The organism is Anaerobiospirillum sp. NML120449 (assembly GCF_023051105.1).
In the GTDB taxonomy this organism is placed as follows: Bacteria; Pseudomonadota; Gammaproteobacteria; order Enterobacterales; family Succinivibrionaceae; genus Anaerobiospirillum.
This window is the reverse complement of the sequence record NZ_JALKIL010000014.1, coordinates 25,847-45,429: the sequence shown is the minus strand read 5'-3', so window position 1 is coordinate 45,429 and position 19,583 is coordinate 25,847. Positions and strand designations below refer to the sequence as shown.

Below are 19,583 nucleotides of genomic sequence, written 5' to 3'. Positions count from 1 at the left end.
TTTACGAACAATGTTCGCAGCATGTTTAATTTGCCTGTACGTATCAATCAATATCGATAGATGCAGTTGCGCGCTACAATATCTGCTCTTACGAAGTTGAGAGGCATTTCCTGTAACCCCGTGTTACATGCTGAACTGATACTGATGCATATGAAGGTGCTTCCGCCTTATTCCTGGAGTGTCTGTAGTTAAATTGTCAGGACGGCGGCCCAGCAATCAGCCTGAGCAGGTATATTTTGACTGTTTGTCACGCAAAAAGGCCATTTGCAGGGTGATGATCGCCAAACAATGGTGTACTATGAGTCGTCTTTTTTGATCACACGGAAAAGTTATGTCCATACATGAGCCTAATCTGACTTCTCAGGACTTTGAGGACGCTCAGAACAAGTCATCCCCTGAAGGCCACAAAAGCAGTGGTTCCATAGTTTCCCGTATCTCCACAGCCCCAGGTGCGCGACCTGTGAGCAGTGATACGTGCACAACTGTATCTGCAGCCTGCAGTGATACAGGCAGTGCCCGTTCAGGCACCGGCCACGGCGCCAACATCCCTTCAGGTACCGCTGCCGACGCCAGCGCCAATGTTAGCGGAGATTCTCCGTCAGCTGTATCGATTGGCTCTGCTGCTGGTACCGAGGGTGAAGATTTGCAGAAGATGGAGCAAAATGCTGCTCTGCTGGGAAAGGCCATGGAGGGCATGCTCAAGGATGCCTTTGCTGAGGCTGTGGTTAATGCAGCTCTTGGAGATGGTGGCGGTGAGAGTCTGACTGGAAATGTCCAGGCCCGTCTGCAGGCTCTGCTCAGCGGCAAGCCTGACCCTGGCAAGCCGGATCATGGCAACAATACTACCGAAGGCACTGACAGCGCAGCCGTTCAGAGTACAAACGATGCTGGCGGTGCACAGTGTGCAGGGCAGTCAAAGGGCTCTGCTGATGCCTGTACCGGTTGTGAGGCCAACATTGCAAAGCGCAGTGAGCAAAATCATGAGCATCAGGATGGTGAGGCTGAAGTCGTATCTGGAGATGACTTCGTTGAGAATCAGGACACAGCTGCAGTCATCAAGAAGAAGCTTCCGCAGCTGGAGCTTTATACCCGTGAACAGCTCAAGGCTGTGCGTGAGCATATTGAAAAGGTTTTTGGCCCAATCTATCTGCAGGTTGAAGATGCCGGCACCGAGCACATCCGCTGTGACATTGTGATCATCAAGGACAGCAAGGCACCTTCATCGGGCAGCGGCTGCGCCGCCCCTGAGGACAAGGACGCTGCTTCAGAGAGCGGCTGCGACGCCCCTGAGGGCAAATACGCAGCTGCTGGCAGCAGCTCCAGTGAGCCAGAGGGCAAGGACGAAACTTCAGCAGCAGATGGTTCTGCAACCAGGTCACAAGGGCAGGCACAGGTCAGCAAAGACACTGAGGCTGGTGACAGTCACTCTGGTGGGGTGCAGTACCTTGTTACCAAGGGCATGGGCGCTCATAAGATGCCTGTTCCTGAGGAATTTGCTGATCTCAGACTCAACCGCTGTGAGCTGTACATGGCTCTTCCTGGTTCATGGGATCTGGAAAAGGACAGCGAAGAAAGCACCTGGCCTATCAGCCTGCTAAATGTTCTGTCCCGCCTGCCAGTAATGTATGACTCCTGGCTGGCCCAGGGACATCTGATTACCTTCCCTGAAGATGAAAACTATGCCCCGGGCACTACCTTTGCCGGAGCCATCATCTTAAATCATGCTCCTGAGATTAATAATGGCCATAAGCCGGCCCTTGATGAGGGAGCTGCCCTGCACCTTTCCCTGCCTGCAGCAAGCGATGGTTCATCAGGGGAGGACGAGGTGGTCAACTTCTATCAGGTTATTCCTCTGTATGCTGAGGAAATTGCCTATGCTGAAAGCTACAGCGCCCGCACCCTTATAAGACTGATGCCGCCGTCGAGTTATATTGCTGATGCCTCACGCCCGCTGACTCATCTGCGCCGCCCTAAGCGCTCTCAGGGCCCGCTCTGACACCTCAATGCTGCAGTCAGTCTCAATTAAGCCAGGTGACTCTATTCGTACTGAGACTTATTTCAGCCATGTTATTCAAGCCTGACTGAAACTTAACGGCGCCATGGGGCTCAGCCCTGAAATAAGACTTAGTGAAGCCATTGGCCCCAATGTCGCAGGAGGACTCCAGTGAGCAGTGGGGGTGCTTTGGAGCTCCCAAGGTCACAGGCTGCAACAAGACATGCTACCCCGTATGTTCTCAGCATATGTTCAGAATGCAAAAGCGCAGGTTCTGTGCAGCCTGGTCCTGAAGCATGGTCCTGTGGCCGGATACTGGCTTCATAAGGGACATGTTCAGGGCCAGTTCAGGGGCTGTTCATGGCATATGTAAGCTTTCAGTAGCGCACGCGAGCCATAAGTGGGGTTGCGGTGTTTCCCTTTATTTCACTTCTCTTTTGAGCTGCTTTTGCAGGTACTGGCAGGTAAGCCATGAGCATGTACTATCTTTATCACGATGTGAACATACCCGGGCCATTGCCTGTATGGCCTGAGCAGCCTGATAATCTTGATCTGATGACAGCCCGTTTTGACTGTCACGATGAGGCTGGATGGTACCGCACCACTGATGAGGACAGAATCGACAGGGTCAAAAAACGGATCTGGCGTCGCCGTATACTCTACACTTTCAGCAAACGCAGCTACCCTGATGGCAGCACACGACCATGCGGTATTGCACGACTTCCCTCAGTGAGCCTCCCAGACTATGCATGGAAACTTATCACTGATGAAGATCGCCTCAAAGCCCTGATTCCTTTTAAAAAGCAGTGGCGTGGCCGCAAGAATCTGCTGCAAAGAGAGGTAAGTGCAGTTTTCGAGCGCACCATGATGGCCGATATGCTCAGGGAAATGCGTATTGCCCGCCATATCAGAGTAAGGAGACATAATGCTCTGTGCCTGACAGGACAGTTCCATCGCAGCTACAGCACCTATATGACGCTCAACACATTCAGGCACAATACCCGTGACTGGTATGTCCGTCCGCTGCGTTACGGCCATATGACTCCTGTACTAAAGGGTACCTCATGGGAAGAGCTAAGCAGTGACCATACTGAGCTGCTCTTTGCAGCGCTCAGATATACCAGCCTCAGTCAGACCCTGGAAGATGCTACCGATCTCAGGATCAATTACAGTCAGCTAAAAGACTTTGTAATGCGTAATTACCGTATTGCTCTCACCATACCGCAGCTGCGCGCAGTCATGGCCCGCTACCGCTGGGCACGCCGCAAAGAGCTTATGCAACTGGCACATTCATATCTGAACAATATCCGCCGTCGCAAATCACGTCAGATCAGGGTTCTGCGCTATACAGGCAAGGGCTTTAAATACTCTGTACTCAGCAAAAAACCGCGTGCCACTTTCAACTGGTAAACAAAAGGCTCCTGAAGGATATCCTCAGGAGCCTTTTTGTTGCAGGCCTTTCAGACATTTAGCTACGGCAGCTAATTCAGCAGCCATCTCCCTGGCTATAGCACTGGCCTGGCCATGGTCATTGCGTCTTACTATGGCAATGTCGCTCGCTGCAGCTTTGATATCAGCCGCAGCAGCAAGCGCCGGTGCCGTCAAAGCAAATGCCCGACCACACACCGCCGATGCTTCAGCTGCAGCAGAGGGACATGACCTTATGGCATCTGCCAGCCAGTGGCTGCCCGGCTGTCCTATTGCCACAGAGCACATGTCGTTACTGCACTGCCTGCCAGGCAAGGCCAGCCGTCAGATGATTAGATGGCAGAACATGGGCAGCACAGGTCGACATGCCATTACACGGGGTGATGCATGGGCAGCACAGGTCCTTTTGCCATTACACCGGGTGGTGCCAGGCAGCACAGGTCTACTTGCCATTACATCGGTTGGTGCATGTGCAGCACAGGTCCTTTGGCTATTGCATCAGGTGGGGCCTGTGCAGCCAGGGATAAGATGAAGTGCCTGTTTATTCCTGCCTGTCGCTTAAAAACACACTAGGAACGGAGCGGCGGAATGTGCCGAAGGATGGCTTGATTCCGTACTTGCTGAATACGGCAAGAGCGTTGGACAGAATGGAAAGCAGATCCCAGGAGATGAAGTCGATGTAGTAGAAGTGTGATCCTACGGCCTGACCGGTTACCACGCCCAGCTGTGCATCCTGAGAGCCATTAATGGCATCATGAATCTGACCAATGAGGTCATCAAAGCTTACTTTGGCATTAATACCGAATACCGAAGCAGCTTCAACTGCCAGATAACCGGCCACTGAGCCATTCTGATGGAGCTCATCAGTCATCCTGTAGCTGTTGCCACTGAATTCATTGATAAGCTGGAAGGTGCGGCTGCTGCCGGTCTTGATATCGGTACGATCAGCAAGGACATTTACGGCAGGGACAGCATCACCTGAGCCGGAAGAGGCGGCTGCAGCGCCTTCAGGGCTGTCCTCATGAGCAGCTGCTGCTGTTGCCGGAGCCACGTTGCGATCAGCAGTGGCACTGGCTGAACAGCCACCGGCTGCTCCAGCTGGAGGGGCAACACTGAAGTCATAGTCGCGGTATGAGGAAGTGAAGAGATCGTCTTCGCTCTGGTCGAGTCTGACACCGGCATTGACCAGCCACTGATACAGATCGGTCAGAGCCACAGCTTCACCCTGAGCATCCTCAGGGGCCTTGTCATCATAAATGACGTCAAAGGTTACATGCTGAGTAAGGGATGCAAGCTCTCCAAGAGCTGCATAGGCAAGGCTCAGATAGAGGCTGTAGGCACTGTAGACATTGGCTTCGAGCTGATCCTTGAGCTTGCTGCAGTACAGGTAGACATTATAGTCATTGTTGCGGCGGGCAATGTAGCAGCTGACATCCTCAAGACCTGCGCTGTCCTTGCCCTCATTGAGAGGAATACGCAGGCTATCATCGCGCTGCTGACCAAGACGCAGCCTGATAAGCTGAGTAAGCTCACCTGGGGCATGCTCGATGAAATAGCGAATCTGCAGAGCACGGGCAATGCTGCCTACCGGCTTGATGGTAATGACAGGGTCTAATACCTGGGCTCCTGGCTCCTTTTCACAGGAAATGGAAAAAGAAACACGGGCAAAGGCAAAATTAAGCAGCTTTCTTAATCTGTCGTTAAGCTCGGAGCTGATGCCCTCCGGGCTTTCAAACTGCTGGCGGATATCGGTAAGCAGACGTGGCACTTCTTCGAGCAGATTGCGATAGCATTCCTGACAGCGCTCGGCAAAGTTGTGAGCAAAGACAGGAACCTGCAGAGTCTCCCGGCAGCTGTTGAGATACTGGGTGCATGGCTCTGTGTATTCCGGATCGGCTGAGGCCTTCTCCAGATAGCGCATGGCGCTCTCAGGCTGTCTGAGATAGTAGTAGCACATGCCCACGTGGTAGTTCCAGATAGGGGATTCGTAAAGAGTAATAGCATGACGCATCAGCAAATCAACGGCACTTTGCAGCAGCTCCTGATCTTTGCCCTCAGACTGCATGAAGTACCATGAGGCCAGCATACAGTCTTCTTCAGCAGTGCGGCTCTGAGGATCCCTGGCAGCAAATACTTCCATGTTTCGGACAAATTCAGCGTCGTATTCCTGATTCTCATCAACGTTGGTGTTGTTCTCATTGGCCATTACAGCAATCCTTCCTGTCTGTACGGGCAGTACGCTGCCCCTTCAATAACATATCTGCAGCCATGCAGGACATCAGCGGTTTTAAAGAGTAAATCTCCAAAGCCCATGTCCGGCCAGACGGCAATCACCCCACCTGCTGTTTGAGTTTTCCAGCTGTCAGCCTGTCAGCCATAAAGGCTGTGCATTCGGCCCCGGCAAGTCTCCCTTAACATCAGGCAAAGGGACGCAGCTCAATAACAGTCAGCTCAAAAGTCTGTATGAGCGTAACTGACAGGTTCATTGAGCTTAACTTACAGTTTCATACAGTCGAAATCTGGATCTGATCATGTCAAGACTGACGCTGAGCTCCATGGCTGCTAAAGCAAAGTGTGGTGAGGCTAAATTGTAGCATGCACTGCAGTTAACCGCCTGAGACTGTATTGACCATGGCCAAAAATGTTCAATGCGGCGTGCACAGAGCAGGTAAGGCAGGCAATGGCATCCTTTGTTCAGACATGAAAAAAAGCACCCTTAGCGGGTGCTTCTTATCAGCTGGTTTGAGTTTCAGCTTCAGACCGGGCTTTGCTGGTCCTCTTTTTTCTACTGTCTATCTCCAGGTCAAAGCCGCAATAAGTACGCAAGTGGTCTTCATCAGGTGAGCATATATAGTAATATGGTGGCCCTACGCATGGAAAGTTACCAAATTCGTCTTTGGGAGGCACTATGGCAAATACGAAGTCGCCCTTATGCCTGCCAACATATTTAACAGTTTCGCCAGTACCTGAAAATCGTTTCTCCAGAAACTCCTGGTAATCGCGCTTTGTATATTTGCCCATTAACCCTCCTTATCACCCCAGGTTGAGCTCATACTGCCTGTAATTAAGGAAAGTATCCTTAACTCCTGCTCCGGTCAAGGCGCTGTTTAAAATTTCTGTACCTGTATCACATCTGCCGGCTGTACCCTGTCAAAGGGCCAGGAGACCGCACGGCCACGTGAGAGCTTGCCAGAGCTCTTACCTGACCATTACATCATTATCAAATGCATCGTCCTTTTCATCTCAAGGTGCAAGCACATCATGTCCATAAACGATGCCTGTTCACAGTTGTGCACCAACACATTGTCCTGAACCTGTTACGCTTTATAAAGCATAGAGTATGGCAGGCAAAATAAAGGCCGCTCATTTTGCTCTGAACGGCCTGAAAATTCTTTGCTGCCTGTTTTGTGCAGTACCTGCAGCTGCATGTGTAAAGATTTTATACAGCGTCTCAGCACCACCTGTCAGATGCACATGATCCGGTCATATCCGGCTGTGTCAGTAACTTTACTGTTTCAGTAACTTTACTGTGTCAGCGACTTTACGGTCAGGCACAGGCGCAATACAGCAACTGCCCCGTACCTCAGAGCAGTTTTCCACCTTTCCCGCGCGCTGCGATGCGGCCCTGCGGTCCCCTGGGCAGTGCAGGACCTGGTACAGGAGTAATGCACTTTGACAGCCCTTGTTTGCCTGTCTGTGACTTCAGATAATTTTATGCATCACGGGCTGGGACAAGTGCAGCGTGGCGGAGATTAGTGCTTGCGGTCGATGATTTCGAGCTTGTAGGAATTATGCTCTCCAAAACGGTCAATGCTGATGGTAAAGCGGATGTCACTGTGATCGGTAAGAGGCAGGATCTCACCGTCAGGGATATTGAGATTGCACTCGATAATGTTCATGGTCAGGATGTCTATCATGTCGAGCAGCTGGTGCACTTCCATATTGCAGTTGTGAATCTCAAGCTCAAGCTTGTCCAGTACCTCAAGACCAACAGTATATGCATTGATGCTGTTGCCCTCACCCTGCTCCAGATGTTTCCAGATAAGGTTGCCTACAGGGAAGTGGTTGTCGTGAATAATCTCGGCGCGCTCGATATAGAACTGAGGCTCGAAGATAAAGCCACGGTAAAACACGCCCAGAGTCTCAGGCAGTGAGGCCAGCGCGGCCATGAGCATGACAAAAGCAGCTGCCATTTCATGCTTTTTAAGCTCGGAGCTGGTCATGGTAATGCACAGCACAGCCTGATGCTCGGAAATTACCGATGCTCCCATTGGCCACATGTAATTAAGTCGGGCAGCCTGCAAAGCAAGGTCTTTCTCCATAGGCTCGTCACTGAGGGTTACCCTGGCTGTTACATGCGCAAAGCTTATCGATACTGAAGTCTCATCAGATTCAATGACGGCATCAGCATGTTCATTGAAATCAAGGCCCCACATTTCCTTTACTGCCTTTATCACGCTGTCACGGTCGAGCACGGCCTTATTGAGCAGCATGAAGCCTACCAGAGATCGGCTGTGATCTACTGAGGACATGCACTGGGCAAAGAAGGTGGTACGGAAAGGATCGAGCTCCTGATAGTCAAGATCATGATTATCAAAAATGTAATCAGGGTCAATGCCGGAAAGATCAGCGGTATGGGCGCCTGAGTTCTTAATGCGGCGGCCCATGTATTTGATGAAGTTGCGGGCGGCAGTTTCATCAAAAATACCCATGTCAGCAAAGACTCTGCAGCCCTGACGCGGGTCAAAGCTGGTAAAGCCTGTTACCAGAGCAAAGTGATCCTGCTCCTCATTGAGCAGTTTGACCTTGAAGACATAGCTTAACTGACCAAGGCACAGATAGCCTGCTGCAAACTCAATGTGCTGCAGCTTCTCAAAGTCGGGAAAGTTTCTGCGGTATTCTGCAACAACCTGTTCCTGAGCGCTCTGAATATGCTTCTGAGGGATAGACATCTTTGATCCTTTTTCACTTTGACAGTAATTTTTGCCTGCAGCTACTTCCGGGACAAAATCCCGGCTTACAGCAGTGTTAAGCCTTTTAATACGGCAGCGCCACCTGCCCGGCAGCATCACTGCCCCAAATAAACAAAGGCAGCGCCCGCACCATACGGCGCCATCAGGAATGCCGCCCTGCCGGAGCCGTCCAGGACCGGCTGCCAGATGCTGCACAGCGCCATGGCAACATAAGACCATGTGTAACCTGATGCATGGGCATTGTTAAGTAAACGTACAGTTTAAGGCACAGACTTTTGACCGGCTCCGCCTGCGCGTTCCGTGCTGATGCAGGCCAGATTCATTGTTAAGGACACATGATACCAATGGCTGGGATAAATGGGGCCCATGACATTGCAATGTTGCCGTCCCCGGTCACAAAAAAGATACAGAAAGTGCCACTTTGTCAGCCCAGTTATACGCTCAGTGCTGTATGGCCATGCCCCACAGAGCTGTAACGCCACGGGCAGAAGCTACCGGTAAGTACTGCACTGACCCTACGAAAAATACCTGAACGCCCCGGCAAAGCCTCCAAAATGCGCTCCAAACGGCTCCGGGCACAATGAAACTCAGGCATCAGTCCTGCTGTCAGTCCGTTACCTGATGGTCGACCAAAGCCCAACTGAACCATAACGGCAGCACAGAGCTGAGCTTATGCCGTGGCAGGAAGCCCCGGCAGGCAGTCCTCTGGCCTGCCGGCATCAATTCCTGAGCAATCGCAAGGCTTCAATTGCAGCGCAAAAGATAAAGGCGCATTAGGGCGCCTGTGATTCCCGGACTGAGGCCAGCACCGGCATAGCCGGTCCGGCTGCAGCATCATAGCCGAGCGCCAAGGGCAGTCAAAGCAGCCATGCTCCGTGGGAACGAAGCAGCAGCCACAGCAGCCACAGCTGCCAGGCTCAATGTCTGGTCCGGCTGCAGCATCATGCCCGAGCGCTAAGGTGAATCAACTCGCTATGCAAAGTATGTCAGCAGCTGCCTGCACAGCTTCTATGGCCTGCCTGAGCTGCACGTTGTTATCTCTCATGAGCTCCGCAGGAGCATGGCCAGGGCGGGATGCCGGCAGCGGCTGCCCGAGCTCCATGCTCTGGCAGTGCTGCACGTTGTCACCTCTCATGACCTCCGCAGGGGCATGGCCATGGCGGGATTGCGGCAGCGGCTGCCCGAGCCCGGTGGTCCGGCAGTGCTGCACGTTGTCACCTCTCATGACCTCCGCAGGAATATGGCCAGGGCGGGATTGCGGCAGCGGCTGCCCGAGCGTCACTGAGCCACTTATGTTCCCAGGGTATAGCACATGCAGCTGCGGCCGCTGCGTGGCCATGGCCATGGCGTGCGACGGGCGGGGCAGCCGACAATGCTGGTGCCTGCTGGTGGCAGCAGGCTGGGGACTGCAGGCTGAGCTGCTTACTTTGAGTGGGCTTGGGGAGGGCTACTTGTCGAGCTCAACCTCGCTTAAGGAGTAGGTGGCGCTCTGAGGGGCATTTCTGGAGCGCACCAGAGTGAATTTGAAGGCATGGCCATTGTAGGTGCGGCACACACCGCCATCAGGTACAGGATGATTGACCTGAACCATGCGGGCAATAATGGCATGCAGACTGGTCAGCAGCTCGTCGCGTGACAGTGGTGAGTTCTTAAGCTCCATCTCAGGAATGAGGAAGCGGTTAAGGCCACGCGACAGGGCATTGATGGTGCCGTCCTTATTGGTGGAAATGCGGATAAAGGTATGCAGCTGAGGCATAAGGGAGTTGTTATCAAGCTCTTTTACCAGAGACAGATAGTCCTGAGGATCATAAACAGTGCCATTGAGCATAATGCCCACAGTCTCCTCAAGGCAGCACAGTGCCCCCAGGATCATGGCAAAGTTCATAAACACCAGCGGCATTGGGCGGGTCATCTCAAGATAGTACAGATCAAGCACACAGCCATGCTCACTGGCACGGCTCATGAGATCAGGGGTACGGTAATTGTAACCCACGGCCTTCTCCAGCTCCTTTGCCGGTACCGGCTGACCTGAGCAGTTGAGCAGAATAGAGGCCTGATCGACCTTGCGCACCCACTCTACCGGATCCTGATTCATGGCCATGTTAAGGGCAAAATTCTGAGGCAGGCGGTGACCCTGGGCGGTGTTGAGTCTGTCATTTAAGGTTGAGAGATCAAAGCTGCTTCCCTTGAGGAGGATACGGGCATGACAGCAGATATTCAGACGGCCCTCACCAAGACGCTGCTGCTCCTGAGCGGTGAAGTCATCCTTGAGAGTGACATACTTGAGCTTGTGGCTGGAAAAGCGCATTTTGGCAGGCACAGTGCGCACGCCACCACTAACGCTCTCCTGGCCACCAGTACCAGCAGCGCCACTGTCTGCAGATACACCAGCCTCACAGACTGACTGCGATGCAGAGGCACCGCTTGCGGCGGTCACTGAATCAGAGCCACCTGAGCCGGCTTCACCTGTCGCGCCTGCCTCACCGCTTGCACTGGTCGCACCGCCGGAGGCGGCGCGGGCTGCAGCAGTTGCCGCGTCAGATACGGCCTGCAGGGCAGCCTCGGTGCGCTGACGCTCTTCCTGCTCAAGGGCAAAGGCCTTGACCAGCAGCGGAGCCAGCTCCTCGCGGTACATGGAGGTACGCTCGGAAATATCAAAGGTGGCACCGGTTTCAAAGCTGTCAAAACCGCCGGCCACAATCAGCTGCGGCAGGGATTCGGCGCACAGGTAAACCTTGAAGGCGTAATACAGACGGCCACGGAAGAAATAGCCCTGGGCAAATTCGATTTCCTCAGGAGGCAGCTCCTGAACCTTGCCATTGCGGGCAAAGGCCTCGGCGCCGTTACCATTACGGGCCATACTGGCCTTGATAACCCTGATAATCTTTGAGACATGGTCCTGAGCTGTTGACATGAAATCCTCTACTGATGGCAAAAATCCAATATAAAAGCGCCGCCCCGGCCGACTGCCCCCGGTCACAGCCATGGGAGGCCAGGCCTGGCACACGGCGCGCCCCTGATCACAACGAGCAACAGCGCGGCCCTGGCCGTACTCTGGCACGGCAGGCATTGCGTCCTTGCGCTGCCTCTGTGACTCCCCCGGAGCCCTGTGTACTCAGCGCACAGCCCCGTCAAAGCTCTCAGGGCAGTGCAGGGGCGCACTGGCGGGCGGGCCGGTACAGACAATAAGCGTGACTGGAGGTGGCCGTGCAGGGCGCAGCACAGCAGGTCTGTTCCGGGCTGTGGGCCATTAATGGCCTGTAAAGCCTGAAACAGTTGAGTCTGACAGTATAAGCCCCCGCGTCAGGATCAGCTGATGCAGGGGCTTATGTCAGGGGCAATGTGAGTGTTTTCGAGCAGAGCGCTCTGAGCACTGCTGCGTGGCCTGACATCAAATTGATGCCCGGCATGCAGCTGTCTGTCAGACATGCAGCAGGCCGAAGACTGGCAAAGCACCCTGCGCTGATGGGCTGGCAGCTGCTGCGCCAGTAGTCGCAGCGGCGGCGGCCTGCCCATCATGGCAGGTCAGCTGCCGGATAAAAGGCTCTGCTATGCGACGGAGCAGATTAACTGCCCTGTGGGGCCGTGGTTTGTCAGCCCTTATGATCCTCAGGCCGGCTTCAGGCCGCAGGTTAGCCCTCTGAGCCCTCAGCCGGGGCGTCAGCTGCAGCCCGGTCCTGGTCCTGGGCCTGGACATCAGCGCTCTGTGCGCTCTGCTCGCCATCGGGCTGACAGGCAAAGAGCTCCAGGGAATAGACGCGGCTGTCGAGCATGGAGCTGTGGGTGATATGCAGGGTAGCATTGCATACAGGAGGGAACTCTACAGTTACACCATCAGGCAGGGCAGCATTGTTGGCAAGAACGAAGCCAGCAAGGCGCAGCAGAATATCACTTGCTGCCTTGTGATTGCCCTTGAAGCTTTCAATGGCAAATTCAAGGTGACCTGAGGCGGCAAGGCCCATGGTCAGGGCAGAAAGATTGCCATCAGGCAGCTCTTCAAAATGTACCCATACCAGATTGTTAACCGGAATGGCGCCCTCATTTTCCTTCATGACGGCAGCCGACTGAGCATACCAGCCTGGCTCAAACAGACAGCCATTGTATAAAACGGCGGCACCATGCTCCATGGAGGCCAGCACTGCCAGCCAGCGTACCATGGTGCAGGCCATGGCCAGCTTGCCGCTGTGACAGCAGACCGTAACCACCAGAGCTCCTGTGGTTGAAGAGCAGACATCGGCAGCCTCAGGCCAGTCACGGTTAAGGGCGGCAGAGGCCTGCAGCAGAGCGCTGTCAACAGGCTCAGGCATCAGAGCGATATCGATAACGCAATCCTGGTAGGTAATGGCCACATTGCCATTGTCACCGCTGGTAACTTCATAGCCCTCAAGAGTGCACAGATCCACACCCCAGGTGTTTTTGTAACTCTCCAGTGCGGCATTGACATCAAAGCTGTTTTCACTGAGCAGTACATAGCCCATGATGGTGCGGCTCTGCATGAAGGCAGCCAGGGCATTGCTGTCCAGATCCTCAATGGAGGCGGAGATTTCCTGATAAGGGTGCTCCACTTTGTCAAAGCGGTACTGCTCATCGCAGACAAGTTCAGCAGCATTGAAAGGACGGTTCTGTACAAAACCCTTGATAACTGTATAGCCTACAGCCTCATCAAAGTTGCCAAGGCCGGTCATAACTGTGCCCTGACCTTCAGGATCAAAGCTCTTATAGTCACCGGCAATGGCCATCTGAGGCTCACTTGCAGCAGGGTAGATAACCTTGAAAAGGTAGAACAGGCGCTGATCGCACATTACGGCGCTGTTAAGGGAGATTTCACTTATGCTGCCCTGGCTCTGTCCTGAGCGGTTAAGCTCGTTGATGAGATCCTGAGCGGCCTTTTTGAAATGATTCTGTAACACTGTAATTTCCTTGGTGCAGCCCCGTTAACCTCAAATGCCAGTCAGTCGGAGCCTGAGCTGAACTGCGCTCGATAACATGCCGCCCCTTAAGATACAGTATGCTGCACCCGGGGCTCTGGAGCCATAAGCATACTAAAAATCATGTCTGCAGACCACACCCATTTGCCCGCGCCCGCAGGTACACGCCCTGAACCGCAGCCACAAACGCACAGTCCACAGCCGCCGGCAGCACAGCCACCTGCCACCGCTGCCCACCAACTCTCACGCCACCAAAAGCCCGGTCTCCTTTCCCAAAGCCACTAAAAAGCACCGCAATTACGCCCTGAGCCCCGCACCGGCAGCTACCATCACTGCAGCACCCGCAGCAGCCGGTCTCACCACAGCAAGTATCGCCCCCGGCATTGAGCCTGGCTCAATGCTGCGGCCAGGGCCAGCTGGCCCTGCAGCGCTGCGACCGGCAACCAGGGGCCGCCGGCCAGCTGCCTGCCGCCGCATCGGCTGATGCCCCGGGTGCCCTGCAGATCCGGAGGCCCGCTTCGTCCCGTCCCGGCCTGCCGGCCAGCCTGCCTGCCTAAAACAGGACTCTGAGGCCTGATCATGCCGTGCTCAAAACAGATCCCTGAAAAGCAAAACCCCTGAAGGCTTGCTTCAGGGGCAGGGGATGCGGCCGGACAGTACAGGCACTGCAGGCACGGCTGTGCAGACCATGCCTGTACCGGCCGTTACGGACGGCTGCAAACAGGCAGCCGTGTGGCGGGCCGGGCTTAGTCGTGGGTGAGCGGCAGGTAGAAAGAGTTGCTCTTTCTAATCATGCGGGCTACGGCCTTGACTACATCCTGGCTGAAATTGCCCTTGATATAGGTCTGAGGGCACAGGGCTATGAGCTCACAGGCCAGGGCCGGGCCCGAGTCGCTGTCAAGTGGCCTGCCCAGCACAAATTCTATGCCGTCGGCTGTGATAACAGCCGGCATGGCGCAGTAGGTCTTGTACCAGTGAACCAGCACGCCCGGCAGATCGTCCTGAGCAATAACCTTACCCTCAAAGAAATAGCCTATATAGCACAGGGCAAACTGCGGACCTGTAACAGGCAGCTCAGCTATGATCATTGGTTTTGTGTAATCATCGCTGTTGGCGCGGTGGGTAAAGAAGCCGAAACTCTCCACTTCACCCGGGGCCACACGGGCAGGTGAGGCTCTTTCGTATACCTCTTTTAACTTTCTCTGTCGTGAGGTGAGCATGTCTGCCGTTGTGCTCAGATTGGCCGGGCTGAGCTTCATGCGTCCCCTGGTGTTGCTTTCCTGCTGGAGTTTGTCCATGACATCAACACGGATCCTGACGGCCTCGGCGGCTATGCGCTCACTGGTATGGGCAAGGGCATCACGGTAGACAGCGCTTAAGCTGAAGTCCAGGACTGCGCTTCTGTCCAGAGCTTCAATGCGCTCGTAGAAATACCTGCTGTCGAGAATGCGCGGAGTATTGGCAATATGCCAGCGCCAGCGAATGAGATCCCGCTGGTCAAAATACCATTTGTGGTCAACACCAAAGCGCTCGATGAACTTTTCGTAGTAAGGATTGTAAGGTGTTGCAGCCAGCAGTGTTTCGGTTCTCTCGTCGGCAGGGCCAGGACTGGCCTGTTTCATGTTGTTAATCATGCGTGTGAACAGGCTGTCGCTGACCTCAATCATTACCGGCACATATTCAGACTGCGGGGCCTGACGCAGCGAGTAGGCATAGCGGGACATCAGCGGCATGTCATGAGACAGGGCCGGGAAGGAGTAACACTTGCAGCTGAGCCACATTTTCATCACTTCAGACAGCTGTGCAGCCTCGTCATCGGCATAGCTTTGCAGACTGGCCAGGACCCCACGGCGGGCGTCGATGACCTTTTTCATGTTCTCGTAATACTGTCTGTTATAAGGAACGAACAGATAGCCCTCGGTGTCATACTCCCTGGAAAAATACTCCTCAGGTGAAAGGTAGTTATGGGCATAGGAGTCGACATCGGCAGCATAGTAAGGTGAGGCCTCCTGCATATAGTAATGCTGGACAAAGGTCATGCCCTTGTCATTGAAAAAGCGCCTGTCCAGCACGCTGTTGAGCTGCTCAATAAGAAAGCCGCGCACATCAATGGAGTTTCTGCCTTCGACAATATCTTTGACAATCTCTTCGCCGGCCTGCATGAAGCTCTGGGACATCATGCCGTTTTCAATCATGTAGCGCAGGAAAATTGCCATATGCGAAGCGGCATTTTCCCTTGGAATGGAGAACTCTTTGTATTCAATGGTGGAAGCGTGCCAGCGCACGTCATCCATGATCATGGCATAGTACTCGGCCGCGTTTGCAAAGGCACTGGTACGGTTATTGTCTACCAGAGGATCGGTGTAGATCATCTGATCGATAAGGAACTCGGCGCCGTTTTCCATGCACATTTCCATTTCCTCGCCATGAAGAGGAGTAACGGAGTAGTAGTAAACGTCGCGATCACCTGGCAGCTGCAGACTCTGGGCGCCCGGGGCTACCAGACGGTTGAGATAGTAGACCAGAGCGGCACGCATGCTGGTCTTTTCACAGAAGGTGGTATCGTTGCAGTAGCAGTAGCCTGCCGAAATGCGCTGATGGCTTGTGTGGTAGTGACGGGCCATGTTTTTAAGCAGGCGAACCGGCCAGTAATACTCCTCGGAGGCACTTGGGATAATCCAGTTGTCGTGGAGCATCATGACCAGCTCAACACGCTCGGTGGTATCTTCGTCCTTCTGCTCAACGGCGCTGAAGCCTATGGTGACCAGGGTGTAGTACTTGCGCTCGGCCGACGGCTCGATAACGGCAATATCAACCTTGACATGTTCCCATTTCTCCTCACTCAGGACAAAGGAAACAGGACCAAAGTAATGCTCAATATGCTGCAGCTCAGCATTGTAGTCCTCAGGACTTAAAGACATGTTCTGTCCTGAGCTGCGCTGTGAACTATCCTTGACTGCCATGGTTGAGAGGCTCCTGCAAAATGACTGATGGCGCCCGTATGGTGCAAAAGCAGTATCCTGCAGCTGCAGCGGCCCGGGCCCTGATTTGCTGCAGACCTCGGTCTGCACCAGCAATAATTATAGAGCATACCATATTCTAATTTCTGCCACATGGCATGCCCGGGCCCTGCGCCCGCCGTCAGGAGCTCTGTCAGGACACAGGTCAGGCCCGGCGCCAGGTCTGCCGGCGCGGCAGCGCGCCCCATAAAAACGGCATCATAAGCACAGAAAAGTAAAACGGCTGCCCTGAAGCTCAGAGCAGCCGATAATTAATACTGCAAATGTTGTAAGTGATTTATTCAGAGCCCACCGCCCCTGGCACTAATGCCAGAGCTTACAGCCGGCCCTTAAATATGATGCCCGTCAGCGCAGTGCAGCCTCAGGGCAGCCTCACTGCTGCAGGGCAGCACTCAATCCTGGCTGCGCTGACCTGGCATACTGACTGCCCGCTCTGTAAGCCTGTCCTGCAGGACCTGCAGGACTTGCAGGTCCATATGGTCAGCAGGCCTTACCGGCCCGGATAATTATCCGATCTGGCAGGCCGGCCGGTCGTGCAGTGGCACGCAAGCCATGAGGACCTCATACTGACAGTGCTGAGGGCATGCGCACCATATCACGGGCCCGGGCCAGCAGGCAAATGCCATTCATCAGCTACTGAAAGGGCTGACAGGGCTGACAGGGCATACAGAGCCCGGCCGCTGCCCCTGCGCTCAGCAGATGGGCACCTGGAGGTTAGAAGCTGAATGCGCCCTCGCCGTCATTGTCGGCGTTCTGCTCGTCATCCTCCTCTTCATCGCAAGGCCACACGCATATAACGGTGCGGTTGAGCTCAAGGTAGCGGGTCAGCAGGTTGAGGCCGGCCAGAACGCCCTCAGGGCAATCGTCAGTGTACAGATCAGGCATGCTCAGAACATCAGGGCACAGGGCAAAGAGATCGCGGGCGGCACGGGAGGCCTGCTCAGTGCTCAGATCGCGCTGCATGGCAAATTCAATGCTGTTGTCGCTGACAGCGGCTACGCACAGGCCATATTCTTCTTCAAGATAGCGGGCAATGCCCATGAGCTCAACCTGGCCGATGGCATCGCCGGTAGCGGTGAACTGTACATAGGCCAGGGTCTGCCAGGAGTAATCTACAGGCAGATCGCACAGCAGCACAGGACAGTGGAAAACCTCACCGGAATCGTCATCTTCACCGTCCTCATCTTCCTCCCAGAAGGTAGCAAAGTCAAAATTGTCACCCTCCTGCAAATCGTCGGCATATTCCATGAGACTGTTTTCAATCTCGTCCATGCTCATGCCAGCTTCCAGGAGATAGCCAAAATTGCTCTCAAAGAGATCATCGAGCAGGGCGCGTGTGCCCTCATAGACAGGACCGGCCTCACGCAGTACACCGGCTATGCTGTTGTTCGCTTCCATTTCCGAGAAGTCCAGAAACTGGGTGGCCGAGCGCGGACATGACAGGGTAATGGTATCGCGTACCAGCTGCTCTGTGAGCACTACCATCAGAGGGCGGGTATTATCAGGGCCGGCAAGCTCGGTAAAACGGTAGTTGAAGTCACAGCCGAGCACATAATCATCAGTGCCCGGACGGTAGAAGGTACCGCAGCCACCGGCAAAACGGTTGTAGGTATTGCAAAGTACGGCCAGAGAGGAGTTGTCAACGGTCACATCCTGATCGCTTACCTCAGCTGGCATGACAGGGCATTCAAAAATGCGCTCATCATTGTCACTTACACGGTAGACAGTTTCTGACCACTCCTCGTAGCGCTCGTCGAGCAAATCACAGAAATAGTCGGCAAAGTCGTCATCACAGACAATGTTAAGGGTAGCCTCGTCAAATTTGTCATCAGAGACGTCGCCATCGCAGTCTTCAAGCAGTTCACTGTCTTCGATAACAAATAACTCAAAGTCATGAATGAAAGAAGGGCCGCGATCCACATTGTAATAATCGCGCAGGAAGTCAGCTGCATCCTCATTGAAAATCTCATCGGAAAAAGAGCTGTCAAAGGTGTCATTGAGCCACTTGCGAACCCCGACAATATCAAGGCCATCAAGAGCGGATACATATTCGGGTGCAATGAATTCCTTGCTCACAGCCCAGTAAGTTATGGCTGCAGCATGGCTCCATGCGTTTTCGCCGCTCAGGCCCAGTTCAAGGGCATAATTCTTCATTTCCGACAGATTTTCGATTTCCATGACAATTCCTCTTAAGTTAAGTACCTGATCCGTGCACTGCGCCTCAGCGCCCGCCCCCGAGGGCCACAGGCCCTGCAGGGCCCGTGGCCTGGGCCGGGCGTGCTCGACCAGACGGCACTCACGCGTACGAACCCCAGTCTCCGGCAGCGCCTGACTGCAGCCATGGCATGAGGCACAGCAAGGCACAGCTGCCAGCCATACCAGTAAGAGCCGCCCCGGTCATATGCAGGCTCAGATGCTCAGATGCTCAGGGCTGTGCAGGACTGTTTTGCCAGCTGCACAACAGCCTGCGTCCGGCCACTTTGAGCGCCTGGCAGCTTACCTGGGCAGGGCAGTTACATCAGGGCAGGCACCGCCCGCGCCCGCAAAGCAGAAGCACAGTAACAGGCTCAAGTGTGGCCTGCTCATCACAGCCGGCAAGGGCACTGTGCAAGCTCAGTCAGCCACAGCACCCGTGGGTGCACAGCTTTGGAGCTATGATACCGAAAAAGGCACAGCCCTGATATAGAGCGCGCTCACACCACGGCAATGCCAGACCGGCTCATTTGTGCCAAAAATAATCACTTTCACAGTCACAATATGGATGGCATTGCCCCGGCCCAGGCGCGTATCTGATATACAGACCGAAGGCGAGGACGAAAGCATGGGAGGTGCGCGGTAAGACAGGGCCGGACAAAACCGGTCAATCAGTCGACCAGTCGATCAGTAGACCACTGAAGGTTAAACCATGCAGGGGATTGCTGTTCAGGGCCTGCATAAGGCCCACCAGCCCCAGCCCATTGCAGGCCGGGCACGGAGAGCTCAGCTGCCTGCACTTGCCATACACAAGGGGCAGATCATGAGGGTCAGACAAAGACAGTCCCTTACAGGCCACAGACGCGTAAGGCCCACCAGCCCCAGCCCATTGCAGGCAGGGCATGGAGAGCTCAGTCACCTGCACTTGCCATACACAAGGGGCAGGTCATGAGGATCAGATAAAGAAAGTCCATTAGAAGCCGCAGAACTGATGGTGGTACAGCTGCACAGCCTGATGGCTTTATGACTGTGAAATCGGGTGGGCTGT

General features: G+C 54.3%; 9 protein-coding genes. 2 read left to right on the top strand and 7 right to left on the bottom strand.

What is annotated here, in order from left to right; genetic code table 11:
- The first annotated feature begins 331 nt into the window (after window positions 1–331).
- Together MXE41_RS05960 and MXE41_RS05955 are read left to right on the top strand one after the other, a co-directional pair.
- The gene (locus MXE41_RS05960; RefSeq protein WP_247099770.1) at window positions 332–1,996 is read left to right on the top strand and encodes a suppressor of fused domain protein; all 1,665 of its coding nucleotides are present in this window, start codon (window positions 332–334) and stop codon (window positions 1,994–1,996) included.
- Window positions 1,997–2,464: 468 nt separating this feature from the next.
- A complete protein-coding gene (locus tag MXE41_RS05955) occupies window positions 2,465–3,403 on the top strand; it encodes a hypothetical protein (protein WP_247099768.1) in 939 nt (312 codons plus the stop codon).
- Between the two features lie 559 nt (window positions 3,404–3,962).
- On the opposite strand, the gene MXE41_RS05950 is transcribed toward MXE41_RS05955, so the two are convergent.
- The 7 genes from MXE41_RS05950 to MXE41_RS05920 form a co-directional block, all read right to left on the bottom strand.
- Window positions 3,963–5,627: a hypothetical protein gene (locus MXE41_RS05950; protein ID WP_247099765.1), complete on the bottom strand. Its 1,665-nt coding sequence runs from the start codon at window positions 5,625–5,627 to the stop codon at window positions 3,963–3,965.
- Window positions 5,628–6,154: 527 nt separating this feature from the next.
- On the bottom strand, window positions 6,155–6,442 hold the full coding sequence (locus MXE41_RS05945; RefSeq protein WP_247099763.1) for a hypothetical protein: 288 nt from the start codon (window positions 6,440–6,442) through the stop codon (window positions 6,155–6,157).
- Between the two features lie 731 nt (window positions 6,443–7,173).
- Window positions 7,174–8,373, bottom strand: a complete 1,200-nt coding sequence (locus MXE41_RS05940; RefSeq protein ID WP_247099760.1) for a DUF4261 domain-containing protein — start codon at window positions 8,371–8,373, stop codon at window positions 7,174–7,176.
- Window positions 8,374–9,841: 1,468 nt separating this feature from the next.
- Window positions 9,842–11,308, bottom strand: coding sequence for a hypothetical protein (locus MXE41_RS05935; protein WP_247099758.1), 1,467 nt, complete (start codon window positions 11,306–11,308; stop codon window positions 9,842–9,844).
- Between the two features lie 718 nt (window positions 11,309–12,026).
- On the bottom strand, window positions 12,027–13,304 hold the full coding sequence (locus MXE41_RS05930) for a hypothetical protein (RefSeq protein WP_247099755.1): 1,278 nt from the start codon (window positions 13,302–13,304) through the stop codon (window positions 12,027–12,029).
- A gap of 764 nt (window positions 13,305–14,068) precedes the next feature.
- The gene (locus MXE41_RS05925; RefSeq protein WP_247099753.1) at window positions 14,069–16,285 is read right to left on the bottom strand and encodes a suppressor of fused domain protein; all 2,217 of its coding nucleotides are present in this window, start codon (window positions 16,283–16,285) and stop codon (window positions 14,069–14,071) included.
- Between the two features lie 771 nt (window positions 16,286–17,056).
- Window positions 17,057–18,520 carry a DUF4253 domain-containing protein gene (locus MXE41_RS05920; protein ID WP_247099751.1) on the bottom strand — a complete coding sequence of 488 codons (1,464 nt, stop codon included), beginning with the start codon at window positions 18,518–18,520 and terminating at the stop codon, window positions 17,057–17,059.
- Window positions 18,521–19,583: the final 1,063 nt, after the last annotated feature.

Coding starts and splice junctions, on each gene's coding strand:
- MXE41_RS05960 (WP_247099770.1), top strand. CDS start 332: ATGTCCATACATGAGCCTAATCTGACTTCTCAGGACTTTGAGGACGCT.
- MXE41_RS05955 (WP_247099768.1), top strand. CDS start 2,465: ATGAGCATGTACTATCTTTATCACGATGTGAACATACCCGGGCCATTG.
- MXE41_RS05920 (WP_247099751.1), bottom strand. CDS start 18,520: ATGGAAATCGAAAATCTGTCGGAAATGAAGAATTATGCCCTTGAACTG.
- MXE41_RS05925 (WP_247099753.1), bottom strand. CDS start 16,285: ATGGCAGTCAAGGATAGTTCACAGCGCAGCTCAGGACAGAACATGTCT.
- MXE41_RS05940 (WP_247099760.1), bottom strand. CDS start 8,373: ATGTCTATCCCTCAGAAGCATATTCAGAGCGCTCAGGAACAGGTTGTT.
- MXE41_RS05950 (WP_247099765.1), bottom strand. CDS start 5,627: ATGGCCAATGAGAACAACACCAACGTTGATGAGAATCAGGAATACGAC.
- MXE41_RS05945 (WP_247099763.1), bottom strand. CDS start 6,442: ATGGGCAAATATACAAAGCGCGATTACCAGGAGTTTCTGGAGAAACGA.
- MXE41_RS05935 (WP_247099758.1), bottom strand. CDS start 11,308: ATGTCAACAGCTCAGGACCATGTCTCAAAGATTATCAGGGTTATCAAG.